Raw genomic sequence first — 14,132 nt, 5'->3', positions numbered from 1 at the left:
GTACGTGACTGATTTTTCTTTGTATCTGGTCACCGATCCCGTTTTGGGTGGCGGGCCAGAAAAAGTAGCTGGAATTGTTGACAGCGCAATTTCCGGCGGAGTTTCTGTGGTGCAGCTGCGCGATAAGAACTCAGGCGTGGAAGATGTTCGTGCGGCAGCAAAGGAGCTGAAAGAACTCTGCGATGCTCGCGGGGTGGCGCTTGTTGTCAACGATTACTTAGATATCGCCGTTGAGCTGGGTCTTCACCTGCACATTGGTCAAGGCGATACACCTTATACGCAAGCACGGGAGCTGCTTCCAGCTCATCTTGAATTGGGTTTGAGCATTGAAAACCTGGATCAATTGCATGCTGTGATCGCGCAGTGCGCCGAGACTGGTGTGGCATTGCCCGATGTGATTGGCATTGGTCCGGTGGCCTCTACTGCGACCAAACCAGATGCGGCACCCGCATTGGGTGTGGAGGGCATCGCTGAGATCGCCGCTGTAGCTCAAGACCACGGCATCGCATCAGTAGCTATTGGAGGCGTTGGTCTACGCAACGCGGCCGAACTCGCTGCTACGCCCATCGACGGTCTGTGCGTGGTCTCTGAAATCATGACCGCCGCCAATCCAGCAGCTGCGGCAACTCGCCTGCGGACTGCTTTTCAACCTACTTTCTCGCCTGAAACTCAAACTGAACTCTCTCAAACAGAACTCCAAGGAGCCTTCGTGAATTCGCCTTCTGCCCCACGTGTGTTGTCTATTGCAGGCACTGATCCCACAGGTGGTGCAGGTATTCAGGCTGATCTGAAGTCCATTGCAGCAGGTGGCGGCTACGGCATGTGCGTTGTGACCTCGCTGGTCGCGCAAAACACCCACGGCGTCAACACGATCCACACCCCACCCTTGACCTTTTTGGAAGAACAGCTGGAAGCGGTCTTTTCCGATGTCACCGTCGATGCCATCAAGCTCGGCATGTTGGGCTCTGCCGACACCGTCGATCTGGTGGCTTCATGGCTTGGTTCCCACGAGCACGGTCCCGTGGTGCTTGATCCCGTCATGATCGCCACCAGCGGTGATCGCCTACTGGATGCGAGCGCTGAAGAATCGCTGCGCCGCCTGGCCGTGCACGTCGATGTGGTCACCCCGAATATCCCCGAACTTGCCGTGTTGTGCGACAGTGCTCCTGCCATCACCATGGATGAGGCCATTGCTCAGGCTCAGGGATTTGCGCGGACTCATGACACCATCGTCATTGTCAAGGGTGGACATCTGACTGGCGCGCTTGCTGATAACGCTGTCGTGCGCCCCGACGGCTCGGTGTTCCAGGTGGAAAACCTGCGTGTCAACACCACCAACTCCCATGGCACAGGCTGTTCGCTCTCTGCGTCACTTGCCACCAAGATCGCCGCCGGCGAAAGCGTGGAAAAAGCCCTCGAGTGGTCCACGCGTTGGCTCAACGAGGCGCTCCGCCACGCCGATCACTTGGCTGTAGGTACTGGAAACGGCCCTGTCGACCACGGTCACCTGGCACGACGCATGACCCACGCGGCGGAAACCACTCCCTGGGCACACCTTCGGGCTCCGCGCCTAGACGGCGCCACCGCGGCAAGTTTCACCACACCCTCCACGGTAAAAAGCCCAGCTCCACGCATCGAACCTGCCGGGCCTTTCACGCGCGCGCTGTGGGAGGCAAGTGGCGATATCATCGCGGGCATCAACAGTTCTGACTTCATCACCATGCTTGGCGACGGCACCCTCCGGCGCCCAGAGTTCGATTTCTACATCGACCAAGACGCCCAATACCTCGCCCAATATTCCCGAGCATTGGCACGACTCTCTTCGATCGCACCTGATTCACACGCACAAATCGAATGGGCTCAAAGCGCTGCAGAATGCCTGGTCGTGGAAGCCGAACTGCACCGCTCTTATATGGCAGGGAAAGAAGTCTCCGCACCATCACACATCACGATGGCCTATACCGACTTCCTCATCGCACGCACCTACACTGAGGACTACGTCTGCGGTGTGGCGGCCGTACTGCCGTGCTACTGGCTCTACGCAGAGATCGGATTGATGCTGGCTGAACAAAACCACGACGAGCACCCCTACAAGGACTGGCTCAACACTTACTCCGGTGAAGAATTCATCGCTGGAACCCGTGCGGCTATCGCACGTCTAGAAAAGGCTCTAGAAAATGCGGGTGCTGAACAACGCGTCGATGCTGCTCGAGCATTCTTGAGCGCCTCTGTTCATGAACGCGAGTTCTTTGATCAGGCAACTCGCCATGGTTGGACAATGGTTGGATCTAGCTAAACCTGATCTCACTGCGCGCCGGGCCATCTCTGTCAATTAGGAGATGGCCCGGCGCGCTTTTGCAGCTGTGGGGTTGGGCTGGGGGCAAGTGTTCATGTAGGTGTCATTGATCGTTCACTCAAGGTTGGACGTTGTGTTCATGAATAACTTTTATGATGAACGCATCGTCCATTTCTTCCCGATTCAAGGATCTTTTTGTGACACCCAGTATTGTTTTTGATTTCGATGGCACGCTTGCCATTGGCCATGGCCCTGTCCTTGCGTATGCATTGTGTGTTGCACCGGAGGGTTCCAAGGACTTTCTGGAGCGTGTGCGCAGGGAGCTTCGGCGCTATGACGATGGTCAGAGTATTTACCGTGATGGGTATGACATTGTGGCTAAGTTGGCGTCGGAATTGGGGATTGATGATGGCACGATGTCTGTCGCTTATGGCGAGAGCCGGAAGTTGCTTGGTTCGGATTTAGCGCCTGTTGAGCATGTGCGGGGTATTAAGGATATTTTGTCCTCGTTGAAAGGTCATGCTCGGTTGGTTTTAGCTACCAATGCCCCGGAAAATGGCGTGCATGATTTGCTGCGTCAGTGGGGTGTTGCTGATTTGTTTGATCAGTTGCATTTTGTGGTGGGTAAGCCTGCAGGGTTGATTTCGATCATTTCTGATTTGCAGCTTGATGGTCCGGTGCTTGCGGTGGGCGATATTTATGAATTCGATCTGAGTCCTGCAGCGCAGTTAGGTGCAGATACGGCTCTGGTTGGAGCTACAGCAACCATTTCTGAAGCGAAGGTCTCCATGCGTGGAGATTCTATCGCTGATCTCCCTCTCCTTGCCTGGGTTTCTTCCCGGGTCTCATCTTCTTAACTTTCTTGTCTCATGTCGCTGAAAGGTTTTTAAAGATCTCATGTTCAAGCTCTCTAAGCCATCCAAGTCCATGCGTGTTGCTGTTTCTACGCTTGCGATCTCTACCCTTGCTCTAGTTGGTTGTTCCTCTTCCGATGAGTCTTCTTCCTCATCATCTGCGTCTTCTTCTTCGGATGCTGCAAGCCAGTGGCCTGAGTCCATTACTTTGTCTCTTGTTCCTTCTACTGAGGGTGAGGATTTGGCTGAAGCGTTGGCTCCTTTGACTGATTACCTGTCTGAGAACCTTGGTATTGAGGTCAATGGTGTGGTGGCGTCTGATTACGCTGCAACCGTTGAGGCTTTGGGTGCTGATCAGGCTCAGGTGATCATCACTGATGCGGGTTCCCTGTATAACGCGATTGAGCAGTACGATGCGCAGCTGATTCTGCGTGATGTGCGTTTCGGTGCCACCTCGTACTCTGCTGTGGCGTACACCAACAATCCTGATAAGTACTGCGACGATGCCCCAGTGGCTGCGTCTTATGCTGCGTCCGATGTAGACATGCTTTACTGCAACGGTATTGAAACTGAGGGCCAGGCTGCTACCGGTGAGGGCCCAGCAGCTCTTGATGCGCTGGAAAAGATCGAGTCCGGTGACAAGGTAGCGCTGCAGGCTGCAACCTCTCCTGCGGGTTACCAGTACCCTATCGTCGCTATGCAGGATCTGGGCATGGATACCGATTCCGCTTTTGTTCAGGTTCCAGTAGAGGGCAACAACAACGCTGTGCTGTCTGTCCTGAACGGTGACGCGGAAGTGTCCTTCGGTTTCTGGGATGCGCGTTCCACCGTGCTGTCTGAGGCTCCTAACGCAGCTGAGGATGTCGTAGCGTTTGCCTACACCGAGATGATCCCTAACGGTGGCGTCGCAGCGTCCAAGTCCCTTCCATCCGACCTGGTGGAAAAGCTCACCGAGTTGATGGATGATTACGCAGATTCCTCCGAGGAAGCCAAGGATGTCATGTTCGACATGGTTGGTCTATCTGACTGGACTGCTGATACCGCACAGGATGAAATCACTCGTTACGGCGAGATCCTGAAGAAGTTCTCCAACTAATTTCCCTGTTTCCAATACTCAAGGTGTGCGCATATGAATTCTGATGCTTCGGCTACCACCAACTCCTGGGCTATCAACTTCGACCATGTGTCGGTGACGTATCCCAATGGGACGAAAGCCCTCGATGATGTTTCCCTCACCATCAATCCCGGTGAGATGGTTGCCATCGTGGGTCTGTCAGGATCGGGTAAATCCACGCTGATTCGCACGATCAACGGTCTTGTCCGCGCTACGGAAGGCACCGTGACGGTGGGGCCGCATCAGATCAACACCTTGAAGGGGAAAGCACTGCGTGATGCCCGTGGGCAGATCGGCATGATTTTCCAGGGGTTCAACCTGTCGGAACGCAGCAGTGTGTTCCAGAATGTTTTGGTGGGCCGCTTCGCGCACACAGCGTGGTGGCGTAACCTCCTCGGGTTTCCCACGGAGCACGACAAGCAGATTGCTTTTCACGCGTTGGAGTCCGTGGGCATTTTGGACAAAGTGTGGACCCGAGCTGGTGCTTTGTCGGGTGGACAGAAACAGCGCGTTGCTATTGCGCGCGCCTTATCGCAAGATCCGTCTGTCATGCTGGCAGATGAGCCTGTGGCAAGCCTTGATCCGCCAACCGCGCATTCCGTGATGCGCGATCTAGAAAACATCAACAACGTGGAAGGCCTCACCGTGTTGGTGAACTTGCACTTGATTGATTTGGCTCGTCAATACACCACAAGGCTTGTGGGTTTGCGTGCCGGCAAGCTGGTCTATGACGGTCCTATCTCTGAGGCCACCGATAAAGACTTTGAAGCTATCTATGGTCGCCCCATCCAGGCTAAAGACCTGCTAGGTGATCGCGCATGACCACGCCTTCTTCTCCACTTATCCCACAAAAGCCTCGGGCTGGGGTAAAGACCTATCTCATCATCGGCGCCATCGTTGTCTTCACCGTGGCAACAGCAACCCCAGCGCTAGGTGGCATTGAGCTTGATTTCGCTTCCATTGCTGCGAATTGGCGCAATGGTGCCAACAAACTCCTGCAAATGCTGCAGCCCAACTTTGCGTTCTTGCCTCGTACGTGGCTTCCCATGTTGGAAACCCTGCAGATGGCGCTTGTTGGAGCTGTCTTGTCTGCTGCCGTATCGGTGCCTTTGACGTTGTGGGCAGCGCAGGCAACCAACACCAGTGCGATTGGTCGTGGCATTGTCCGCACCATCATTAACGTGGTGCGCTCTGTCCCCGACTTGGTGTATGCCACCATCTTGGTCGCCATGGTTGGTGTCGGCGCATTACCTGGCATTTTGACGCTGTTTCTGTTCAACCTGGGCATCGTGGTCAAGCTTGTCTCTGAGGCCATTGATTCCACTGAGCATCCCTATATGGAAGCAGGACGCGCAGCAGGTGGATCACAGTTCCAAATCAACCGAGTCTCCGCGCTTCCTGAAGTCATGCCGCTCTTTGCCAACCAATGGCTCTACACCCTAGAGCTGAATGTACGCATCTCCGCCATCCTTGGCATCGTGGGCGCAGGTGGCATCGGCAGGCTGCTTGATGAACGCCGAGCTTTCTATGCCTACGCGGATGTTTCCGTGATCATTCTGGAAATCCTCATCGTGGTGATTGTCATTGAAGTAATCTCCAACGCACTTCGAAAGAGGCTGGTATGAGCACCTTAACCTCTCACCGCACAGTACCGGCCCCCAGCTCTCCCCCGGCGCGCCCCAACAAACTGGCGCGCAATATCGTTGCAATTGTCGCTGCGCTGATTGTCCTTATAGCTACCGGCACGCTCAAGATCGAGTGGAATGAGCTTCCGCAGATGCCCGCGCAGGTGTGGCATTACTTAGAGCTGATGTTTAGCGATCCCGATTGGTCGAAGTTTGGCCGCGCCGTCCAGGAAATGTGGCGTTCCATCGCCATGGCGTGGTTGGGTGCCATTTTATGCGTGGTGGTCTCTGTCCCTCTGGGAATGTTGGCTGCCCGCGGGGTGGGACCTTATTGGCTGCGTACCGTTTTACGGTTCGTGTTCGCGGTGATTCGTGCGTTCCCCGAAGTGGTTATCGCAATTATTTTGCTAACTGTCACCGGCCTAACTCCTTTTACTGGTGCGCTCGCATTGGGTATCTCCGGTATTGGACAACAGGCAAAGTGGACCTATGAAGCCATTGAGTCCACTCCCACCGGCCCGTCAGAGGCAGTGCGTGCAGCGGGTGGAACTACGCCGGAGGTTCTGCGGTGGGCGTTGTGGCCACAGGTTGCGCCATCCATTGCATCTTTTGCCCTGTACCGCTTTGAGATCAACATCCGTACCTCTGCGGTATTGGGCATCGTTGGTGCAGGTGGTATCGGTAGTATGCTTGCCAATTACACCAACTACAGGCAGTGGGACACCGTGGGCATGCTGCTCATCGTCGTGGTTGTCGCAACGATGATCGTCGATCTCATCTCCGGCACCATCCGCCGCCGCATCATGAAGGGGGCTAGTGACCGTGTCGTGGCACCAAGCAACTGACGCTCCACCAAGCATCCGCATCACCACGCTTGCGCCATCGCTGCAGCCTAATCAGCGCAAAGTCGCCGAAGTCATGCTTGTCGACGCCCCCAGCATCGTCGAACTGACCGCTCAGGGCCTTGCAGATCGCGTGGGGGTTGGGCGTGCCACCGTCATCCGCACCGCCCAGTCCTTAGGCTACGACGGATTCCCGCAGCTGCGCGTCGCCCTGGCGCAGGAACTGGCACTGGCGCAGGGCGCGTCGAGAAGCATGGTTGAAGGAGCGTTAAGCTCCTCGTTGCTTGGTCATTTGCAGGCGGGGATCTCTGATTTTCAAGCGTCGTTGGGCACGGTGGCCTCTGCGTTGACCGAAGATGATCTCACGCGCTGTATTGAGGGGCTGGATTCTGCGCGCCGGGTACTCGTGGCCTCTCATGGGCTGTCCGCGCCGTTGGGTTTGGATTTTTCGCAGCGTTTGAACTCGATGGGTCGTTCAGCTGAAGTGCATTCTGATTCCATGTCGGAGCAGATTGTGGCTCGTCAATTAGGTGAAGGTTCTGTCTGCTTCGCGATTTCTGGTTCAGGTGCCAGCAAAGCAACGCTTGCGACCATCGAAGCAGCACGTGCAGGTGGGGCAACCATTATGGCGATGACATGTTTTGCGCATTCCGCCATCGATGTGGCCGCTGATGTGTCCTTGATCGTTCCCCCGATGACAGCCTCATTCCAAGATGAGCTCACCCGAACGTCACGGGCCGCGCTGATGTTGGTCTCTGAGCAATTAATCGAGCTGCTCATCACTCACCGTGGCCAGGCAGCCGCTCAGGCGAGGGCCACATCGATGTCGATGATTGGCACCTCGCTGGAAGAGTAATCTAGCGGGTCATTCTCGGCATCGATAGCGCCGCCACCAGCAGGAAGCTCACGGCAAACGCGGCGCAGATGGCAATGTTGACCACTACTTGCTGTCCGATTCCCGTCCGTGAGGCCTCAAGCGCTGCATCAACTGCATAGGACAGCGGCAACACATTAGAAACCCAGCGCAACACATCCGGCAGATCATCCCGTGGGATCAGCAAACCGCACAATAGGAACTGGGGCAAAATAAGCAACGGCAGCGTTTGGATAGCTTGGAACTCAGTGCTGGCAAACGCAGAGCTCAACAGGCCAAGAGACACTCCGATAAGACCGGTGATCGCAGCAATGAGCGTAGAAATCCACCACTCCGATTCGGTTTCCACACCCAGGAGATACCGAAGGGTGAGCACCATGAGCAAAGATTGCGCCACCGCCATGATGCCGAAGGCCACCCCGTAGCCACCGATCAAATCAACGCGGTGAATGTTCGTGGTCCACAAGCGCTCGAGCGTTCCAGCGTTGCGTTCTCTTTGCATCGTCACCGACGTCATCAAAAACATGAGCATCAAGGGGAACACTGCGATCATGACCGTGGAAATGGTCTTAAACAGCTGGGTGCCTGCCGGTGTGGAGGAATACATGTAATAAAACAGCGACATCAACGCCACGGGTGCTAGAAGAATCAGCGCGATGGAACGTTTATCGGCTTTCAGCTGCAGCAGGACTCGTTTGACCGTGGCAAGCAGATAGTGAGGGTTCATGACCTTACCCCGTCAATGGCAGCCAAGAAAGCATCTTCGTATGAGCTTTTGCCTGTATCTTCTAGAAGGCGTGTGGGTGTTCCCCTCCAGATGATCCGACCATCACGCAACAAAATGAGGTTGTCGCACCGCGCGGCTTCCTCCAACACGTGACTGGAGATAACCACTCCAGCACCTGCTTTTGCGATGGTGGTGAACTCTTCCCACAGTGCTTGCCGGGTAATGGGATCCAAACCCACGGTTGGCTCATCCATCACCAAGAGTTCTGGTGAGGCAATAAGCGCACATCCAAGGGAGACTCGGCCGCGCTGCCCACCAGATAGTGTTGATACTTGGCGTTGAGCAAGATCTGCGATGTCTAAGACCTCCAGAATCTTTTCCGGGGTGCGTGGAGTGGAGGTTCCTTTAGCCAGAGCCCCGAAATACTTGAGGTTTTCTATCACCGACAGATCGTGATATACGCTGGCGTTTTGGGTGACATAGCCGATTTTCCCGCGCAGAGAGGCAGCACCTGCGGGCTGATCAAACACCTCAAGGGTGCCGTCGAAGTTTTGCACTCCCACAATCGCGCGCATCAAAGTTGTCTTGCCGCTGCCCGATGGCCCCAGCAATCCCGTGATCTTTCCGGTCTCTACGGTGAAATCGAGATCATGCAAGATCGTTTTTGTTTTCTTGCGTGAAAAACCGGACGATATGGAAACTTTTAGGCCGTTGACCTGCACTGCCGTTACGGTGCTCATAACTTATGAGTCTACGCCAGATCAGGTGCAAGATAGAGGTGTTACTTCTTGGTAAATACCGCCACTAAGAACTCAGAGCCTTGGACAAAAGGCTTAAGATCCCAAGACTCAAAAGCATTTTCCAACTCGAGGCCCACGCGTTCTGCGACTTCGAGGAAGTCTCCAAAGACCCATCCACGTCCTGCGCCGAAACCGATGACAGCGCGGCCATCGGCGCCCAGTGCGCGGTGAATGTTGGCTAGTGCAGGTTCGCGACCATCCTCAGCGAGAAAGCCCATGACGTTGCCGGCGGAGACAATGAGATCAAAATCAGTCTCTGAGATCTGATCAACAGAGAGATCTCCCACCACCCAGCGAGCTTCTGGAAAGTCCTGCTTGGCGTAATCAATCAGGATGGGATCAAGGTCTGTGCCTAGAACATCGTGGCCTTGCTTGGACAGGTAGCCACCGATGCGTCCCTGGCCGCAGCCAGCATCCAAGATTTTCGCTCCCCTGGGTGCCATGGCATCAATGAGGCGGGCTTCGCCGTAAATATCATTGCCTGCTGCGGCGAGGTTTCGCCAGCGCTGCGCGTAGTTTTCTGAGTGCGCTGGGTTGTTATCTGTGAGCTCTTTCCATGTAGTCATGGTGCCCGAGTATAGGGCTACTTGTTCAGCACCATGGTGCGCAGTGTGGTTCGTGCGACGACTTCTCCGCGGTGGGTGCATTCGATCTGCCACAGATGGGTGCGGCCACCTAGCTGAATCGGCGTTGCTTCGGCCACGATGACACCGGAGCTCACAGCAGAAATGAAGTCGGTGTTGTTGTTGATGCCGACGACCATTTTTCCAGGGGCGGAAATCATGCTGGCGACTGATCCAGTGGATTCGGCGATGGCGGCGTAGACACCACCGTTGACCAAGCCCACCACTTGCAGGTGCTTGGATGCCACGTGAAGTTCGCTGACCACCCGGCCGGGCTCGATGGTGGTGTAGCGCAGCCCCAGATTGCGGTCGAGGCCATAATTGGCGTTGTTGAGTGCTTCAAGTTCGTCTGTGGTTAAAGCTCTGGTGGCGGCAAGTTCTGCAAGCGAAAGCAGATCTTGGGGTTGATCATCGCGGGAAGTCATAATTAATTACTCTAGTCGGCCTAAAATGGTTGGATTTTCACCTCCTGTGACCTGGTAAAATCGCCACTACCCCCAAATGGTCACACCTTTTAGGCCGATTTTGCTGACACCGGGCTATGCCGTCAAGTACGATCAATAACATGACTAATGGAGATAATCTCGCACAGATCGGCGTTGTAGGCCTAGCAGTAATGGGCTCAAACCTCGCCCGCAACTTCGCCCGCAACGGCAACACTGTCGCTGTCTACAACCGCAGCACTGACAAAACCGACAAGCTCATCGCCGATCACGGCTCCGAAGGCAACTTCATCCCTTCTGCAACCGTCGAAGAGTTCGTAGCATCCCTGGAAAAGCCACGCCGCGCCATCATCATGGTTCAGGCTGGTAACGCCACCGACGCAGTCATCAACCAGCTGGCAGATGCCATGGACGAAGGCGACATCATCATCGACGGCGGCAACGCCCTCTACACCGACACCATTCGTCGCGAGAAGGAAATCTCCGCACGCGGTCTCCACTTCGTCGGTGCTGGTATCTCCGGCGGCGAAGAAGGCGCACTCAACGGCCCATCCATCATGCCTGGTGGCCCAGCAAAGTCCTACGAGTCCCTCGGACCACTGCTTGAGTCCATCGCTGCCAACGTTGACGGCACCCCATGTGTCACCCACATCGGCCCAGACGGCGCCGGCCACTTCGTCAAGATGGTCCACAACGGCATCGAGTACGCCGACATGCAGGTCATCGGCGAGGCATACCACCTTCTCCGCTACGCAGCAGGCATGCAGCCAGCTGAAATCGCTGAGGTTTTCAAGGAATGGAACGCAGGCGACCTGGATTCCTACCTCATCGAAATCACCGCAGAGGTTCTCTCCCAGGTGGATGCTGAAACCGGCAAGCCACTAATCGACGTCATCGTTGACGCTGCAGGTCAGAAGGGCACCGGACGTTGGACCGTCAAGGCTGCTCTTGATCTGGGTATTGCTACCACCGGCATCGGCGAAGCTGTTTTCGCACGTGCACTCTCCGGCGCAACCAGCCAGCGCGCTGCAGCACAGGGCAACCTACCTGCAGGTGTCCTCACCGATCTGGAAGCACTTGGCGTGGACAAGGCACAGTTCGTCGAAGACGTTCGCCGTGCACTGTACGCATCCAAGCTTGTTGCTTACGCACAGGGCTTCGACGAGATCAAGGCTGGCTCCGACGAGAACAACTGGGACGTTGACCCTCGCGACCTCGCTACCATCTGGCGCGGCGGCTGCATCATTCGCGCTAAGTTCCTCAACCGCATCGTCGAAGCATACGATGCAAACGCTGAACTTGAGTCCCTGCTGCTCGATCCTTACTTCAAGAGCGAGCTCGGCGACCTCATCGATTCATGGCGTCGCGTGATTGTCACCGCCACCCAGCTTGGCCTGCCAATCCCAGTGTTCGCTTCCTCCCTGTCCTACTACGACAGCCTGCGTGCAGAGCGTCTGCCAGCAGCCCTGATCCAAGGACAGCGCGACTTCTTCGGTGCGCACACCTACAAGCGCATCGACAAGGATGGCTCCTTCCACACCGAGTGGTCCGGCGACCGCTCCGAGGTTGAAGCTTAAAGGCTCTCCTTTTAACACAACGCCAAAACCCCTCACAGTCACCTTAGATTGTGAGGGGTTTTTCGCGTGCTGCCAGGGATTCGCCGGAGGTGGGCGTCGATAAGCAAAAATCTTTTAATTGCTTTTACCCATGGCTCTGCCCTTGTTCCAATAACCTTGCGCGTTCATGTGCGTCTTGGGCATGCCGGCGTGGGTCTGCAGATGCTTCTTGGCCGCACGGGTTTCGGAGGATTCCGCGCCGATCCAGGTATAAAAATCGGTGTAATCCGTGTCAGCGATGTGATCAATGAAGGATTGTTCGTTGGAAATCCACTGCGCGGTGATGTGCTCGCCCTGGGGAAAATCGAAGGTGTAATCAAGTGGATCGTGGGCGATAAGATACGCGGTCGCAGGGATTTCACCGTCCAAGGTCTCCAGAATCGAGCAGATCGCTGGGTAAGAGGTGAGATCGCCTAAGAAAAGGAAGCCACGCGGCGCTGGATCTGGGATGGCGAACGGAATTCCTGGGTAGCGCATGACTTCCAGGCTTTCCCCGGCCTCGCAGCGCGTCGCCCACGCCGAGGCGGGCCCCAGCGGCTCGTGCAGCACAAAAGCCAGGTCAAAGGTACCGGCATCGGCATCCACGTTGGTCAAGGTGTAGGCGCGTTGGTAGAGCTTTCCAGGTCGGCTCTCGTGCGGGAACCACAGACGCAGCCAATCGCCGGGGACTTCACCTTCCGTGTTGAGCAGCGTCTCGGAATGAAAATGAATGGTCACCATGCGGTCATTGATCACGGTTTTTCCCGTGGTGGTGGCGATATGCGATTTCACGCCCATGACGGTCAAAATAGCGCCGGTAAATCCCTTGCCCATGTTTCCTTGCTCCCTTATGCTTTCACAACACCCTGTAAATATGGCTTGCCTAACCTAATCAACATTCGCAAGAGGTGTGTCGCAAAAGCACTAGCTCAGCGATTAAAAGTTCCCATGATCACTTTTCAACCAGCACCGACTAGAGTTAGTGGGCAATGACTACCTTTCTAGAACTCAAGCTTCCCGACGAGATTGTGCGCGAACTTCGCAGTCAGGGAATCACCGAGGCATTCCCCATCCAAGAAGCAGCCATCCCCGATGCGCTCGCTGGCAAAGATGTCCTCGGCCGTGGACCCACCGGCTCTGGTAAAACCTTCACCTTTGGGCTTCCCATGATCACCCGACTCGCGCGCTCGGGCGCCTCCAAACCAGGTCGCCCCCGCGGGCTTGTCCTGGTTCCCACCCGTGAACTAGCAGCTCAGGTGCGTGAACGCCTCGACGATCCCGCCCGCGTTATGGGTCTGCGCGTCCTCGAGGTGGTCGGTGGCGTCAACATCAACCGCAACATCACCGCACTTGCCACACCAGTGGATATCTTGGTTGCCACCCCTGGCCGCGCCCAAGATTTGATCAACCAGAAGAAGCTCTCCCTCGCTGATGTTTCCGTGACAGCGTTGGATGAAGCCGATCAGATGGCCGACATGGGCTTTTTGCCACAGGTAAAAAAGCTCATGGACCTAACCCCTAAAAATGGTCAACGTCTGCTGTTTTCGGCAACGTTGGACGGCGATGTGAGCAAATTGGTCGATCGCTACCTCCACAACCCCATCACACACTCCACCGCTCCTGTTCAGGCAGCAGTGGACACCATGGAACACTACCGACTTCTGGTTGGCGGACGCGATCCTCGCAATTCCGTTGTCTTGAGCATCGCTGCACGTGAAGGCAAAACCATCATGTTCATGCGCACCAAGCACGGTGTGGATCGACAGGTGAAGAAACTGCGCCGCGTGGGTGTCAACGCAGTGGGTATTCACGGCGATAAAGGTCAGTCCACCCGCACCAACGCTTTGGCTGGTTTCGCCGATGGATCAATCCCCGTCTTGGTGGCCACCGATATCGCCGCCCGTGGCATTGACGTGGATGACGTCTCGCTTGTTGTGCACGTTGATCCCCCAGCAGAACACAAAGCGTATTTGCACCGCGCTGGTCGTACTGCACGAGCCGGAACTTCCGGTACAGTTGTGACTCTAGTAATGGACGAACAAATCAAGGAAGTCCGTGAACTTTTCCAAAAAGCAGGCGTGACAGCCGCTGAGGTAAAAGTCAACGAAAACTCACCTGAATTGGCTAAAATTACTGGTGCACGACGCCCGTCAGGCGTTGCTCTTCCAGCACCTGGACAGCAGCAGCCAAAGCGGGAACAAAAAAATACCCATAATCGTTCTGATTCCAGAGGTTCCAGCCGGAATCCACGCAGGCGCGGACAAAGCGGATCCAGATCAACGGGCCGCTCCAACCCGAGGCGTCAGACTTCAAGGAAAGACGGTCCCAAGAGCTAAAAC

Annotated in this window: 14 protein-coding genes; 9 read left to right on the top strand and 5 right to left on the bottom strand. The window is 55.7% G+C overall.

The window, feature by feature from the left end:
• The first annotated feature begins 4 nt into the window (after nt 1-4).
• From CGL_RS07320 to CGL_RS07290, 7 genes are all read left to right on the top strand, one after another.
• Complete coding sequence (locus CGL_RS07320; RefSeq protein WP_011014382.1) at nt 5-2,296, top strand: bifunctional hydroxymethylpyrimidine kinase/phosphomethylpyrimidine kinase; 2,292 nt, start codon at nt 5-7, stop codon at nt 2,294-2,296.
• Between the two features lie 197 nt (nt 2,297-2,493).
• Entirely contained in the window at nt 2,494-3,153 is a 660-nt protein-coding gene (locus CGL_RS07315; protein WP_230471393.1) for an HAD family hydrolase, read from the top strand.
• Between the two features lie 40 nt (nt 3,154-3,193).
• Nucleotides 3,194-4,246, top strand: a complete 1,053-nt coding sequence (gene phnD / locus CGL_RS07310) for a phosphate/phosphite/phosphonate ABC transporter substrate-binding protein (RefSeq protein ID WP_011014380.1) — start codon at nt 3,194-3,196, stop codon at nt 4,244-4,246.
• A gap of 33 nt (nt 4,247-4,279) precedes the next feature.
• Complete coding sequence (gene phnC, locus CGL_RS07305; RefSeq protein ID WP_011014379.1) at nt 4,280-5,086, top strand: phosphonate ABC transporter ATP-binding protein; 807 nt, start codon at nt 4,280-4,282, stop codon at nt 5,084-5,086.
• A complete protein-coding gene (gene phnE, locus CGL_RS07300; protein ID WP_011014378.1) occupies nt 5,083-5,889 on the top strand; it encodes a phosphonate ABC transporter, permease protein PhnE in 807 nt (268 codons plus the stop codon). Before phnC ends, phnE (CGL_RS07300) begins: the two co-directional genes overlap by 4 nt.
• Nucleotides 5,886-6,734 (top strand): phosphonate ABC transporter, permease protein PhnE, encoded by an 849-nt coding sequence (gene phnE, locus CGL_RS07295; RefSeq protein WP_011014377.1) that lies wholly within the window; start codon nt 5,886-5,888, stop codon nt 6,732-6,734. Before phnE (CGL_RS07300) ends, phnE (CGL_RS07295) begins: the two co-directional genes overlap by 4 nt.
• Nucleotides 6,712-7,587, top strand: a complete 876-nt coding sequence (locus tag CGL_RS07290) for a MurR/RpiR family transcriptional regulator (RefSeq protein WP_011014376.1) — start codon at nt 6,712-6,714, stop codon at nt 7,585-7,587. The genes phnE (CGL_RS07295) and CGL_RS07290 overlap by 23 nt, the downstream gene beginning before the upstream one ends.
• Before the next feature lies 1 nt (nt 7,588).
• Here the strand turns inward: CGL_RS07290 and CGL_RS07285 are convergent, their stop codons facing one another.
• The 4 genes from CGL_RS07285 to CGL_RS07270 are packed head-to-tail and all read right to left on the bottom strand — an operon-like array spanning nt 7,589 to nt 10,180.
• Entirely contained in the window at nt 7,589-8,332 is a 744-nt protein-coding gene (locus CGL_RS07285; RefSeq protein WP_011014375.1) for an ABC transporter permease, read from the bottom strand.
• Nucleotides 8,329-9,072 (bottom strand): ABC transporter ATP-binding protein, encoded by a 744-nt coding sequence (locus tag CGL_RS07280; protein ID WP_011014374.1) that lies wholly within the window; start codon nt 9,070-9,072, stop codon nt 8,329-8,331. The genes CGL_RS07285 and CGL_RS07280 overlap by 4 nt, the downstream gene beginning before the upstream one ends.
• Nucleotides 9,073-9,113: 41 nt before the next feature.
• Nucleotides 9,114-9,698: a class I SAM-dependent methyltransferase gene (locus tag CGL_RS07275; protein ID WP_003856229.1), complete on the bottom strand. Its 585-nt coding sequence runs from the start codon at nt 9,696-9,698 to the stop codon at nt 9,114-9,116.
• Between the two features lie 17 nt (nt 9,699-9,715).
• Nucleotides 9,716-10,180, bottom strand: a complete 465-nt coding sequence (locus CGL_RS07270) for a PaaI family thioesterase (RefSeq protein ID WP_011014373.1) — start codon at nt 10,178-10,180, stop codon at nt 9,716-9,718.
• Between the two features lie 140 nt (nt 10,181-10,320).
• Here CGL_RS07270 and gndA point away from each other — a divergent pair, with 140 nt between their 5' ends.
• The gene (gene gndA / locus CGL_RS07265; protein ID WP_003863756.1) at nt 10,321-11,775 is read left to right on the top strand and encodes an NADP-dependent phosphogluconate dehydrogenase; all 1,455 of its coding nucleotides are present in this window, start codon (nt 10,321-10,323) and stop codon (nt 11,773-11,775) included.
• 114 nt (nt 11,776-11,889) lie between these two features.
• Here the strand turns inward: gndA and CGL_RS07260 are convergent, their stop codons facing one another.
• On the bottom strand, nt 11,890-12,627 hold the full coding sequence (locus tag CGL_RS07260; protein WP_011014372.1) for a siderophore-interacting protein: 738 nt from the start codon (nt 12,625-12,627) through the stop codon (nt 11,890-11,892).
• Nucleotides 12,628-12,782: 155 nt separating this feature from the next.
• Between CGL_RS07260 and CGL_RS07255 the strand changes: the two genes are divergently transcribed.
• On the top strand, nt 12,783-14,129 hold the full coding sequence (locus tag CGL_RS07255) for a DEAD/DEAH box helicase (RefSeq protein WP_003856236.1): 1,347 nt from the start codon (nt 12,783-12,785) through the stop codon (nt 14,127-14,129).
• The last annotated feature ends 3 nt before the right edge of the window (nt 14,130-14,132 follow it).

The sequence above is a fragment of the Corynebacterium glutamicum ATCC 13032 genome, from assembly GCF_000011325.1.
Classification (GTDB): Bacteria; Actinomycetota; Actinomycetes; order Mycobacteriales; family Mycobacteriaceae; genus Corynebacterium; species Corynebacterium glutamicum.
This window is presented reverse-complemented; position numbering and strand designations above follow the sequence as displayed.

Excerpts from the sequence above, each read along its gene's own strand:
- phnE (WP_011014377.1), top strand. The coding sequence starts at position 5,886 with ATGAGCACCTTAACCTCTCACCGCACAGTACCGGCCCCCAGCTCTCCC.
- CGL_RS07260 (WP_011014372.1), bottom strand. The coding sequence starts at position 12,627 with ATGGGCAAGGGATTTACCGGCGCTATTTTGACCGTCATGGGCGTGAAA.
- CGL_RS07285 (WP_011014375.1), bottom strand. The coding sequence starts at position 8,332 with ATGAACCCTCACTATCTGCTTGCCACGGTCAAACGAGTCCTGCTGCAG.
- phnC (WP_011014379.1), top strand. The coding sequence starts at position 4,280 with ATGAATTCTGATGCTTCGGCTACCACCAACTCCTGGGCTATCAACTTC.
- CGL_RS07275 (WP_003856229.1), bottom strand. The coding sequence starts at position 9,698 with ATGACTACATGGAAAGAGCTCACAGATAACAACCCAGCGCACTCAGAA.
- CGL_RS07280 (WP_011014374.1), bottom strand. The coding sequence starts at position 9,072 with ATGAGCACCGTAACGGCAGTGCAGGTCAACGGCCTAAAAGTTTCCATA.
- CGL_RS07255 (WP_003856236.1), top strand. The coding sequence starts at position 12,783 with ATGACTACCTTTCTAGAACTCAAGCTTCCCGACGAGATTGTGCGCGAA.
- gndA (WP_003863756.1), top strand. The coding sequence starts at position 10,321 with ATGACTAATGGAGATAATCTCGCACAGATCGGCGTTGTAGGCCTAGCA.
- CGL_RS07270 (WP_011014373.1), bottom strand. The coding sequence starts at position 10,180 with ATGACTTCCCGCGATGATCAACCCCAAGATCTGCTTTCGCTTGCAGAA.
- phnD (WP_011014380.1), top strand. The coding sequence starts at position 3,194 with ATGTTCAAGCTCTCTAAGCCATCCAAGTCCATGCGTGTTGCTGTTTCT.
- phnE (WP_011014378.1), top strand. The coding sequence starts at position 5,083 with ATGACCACGCCTTCTTCTCCACTTATCCCACAAAAGCCTCGGGCTGGG.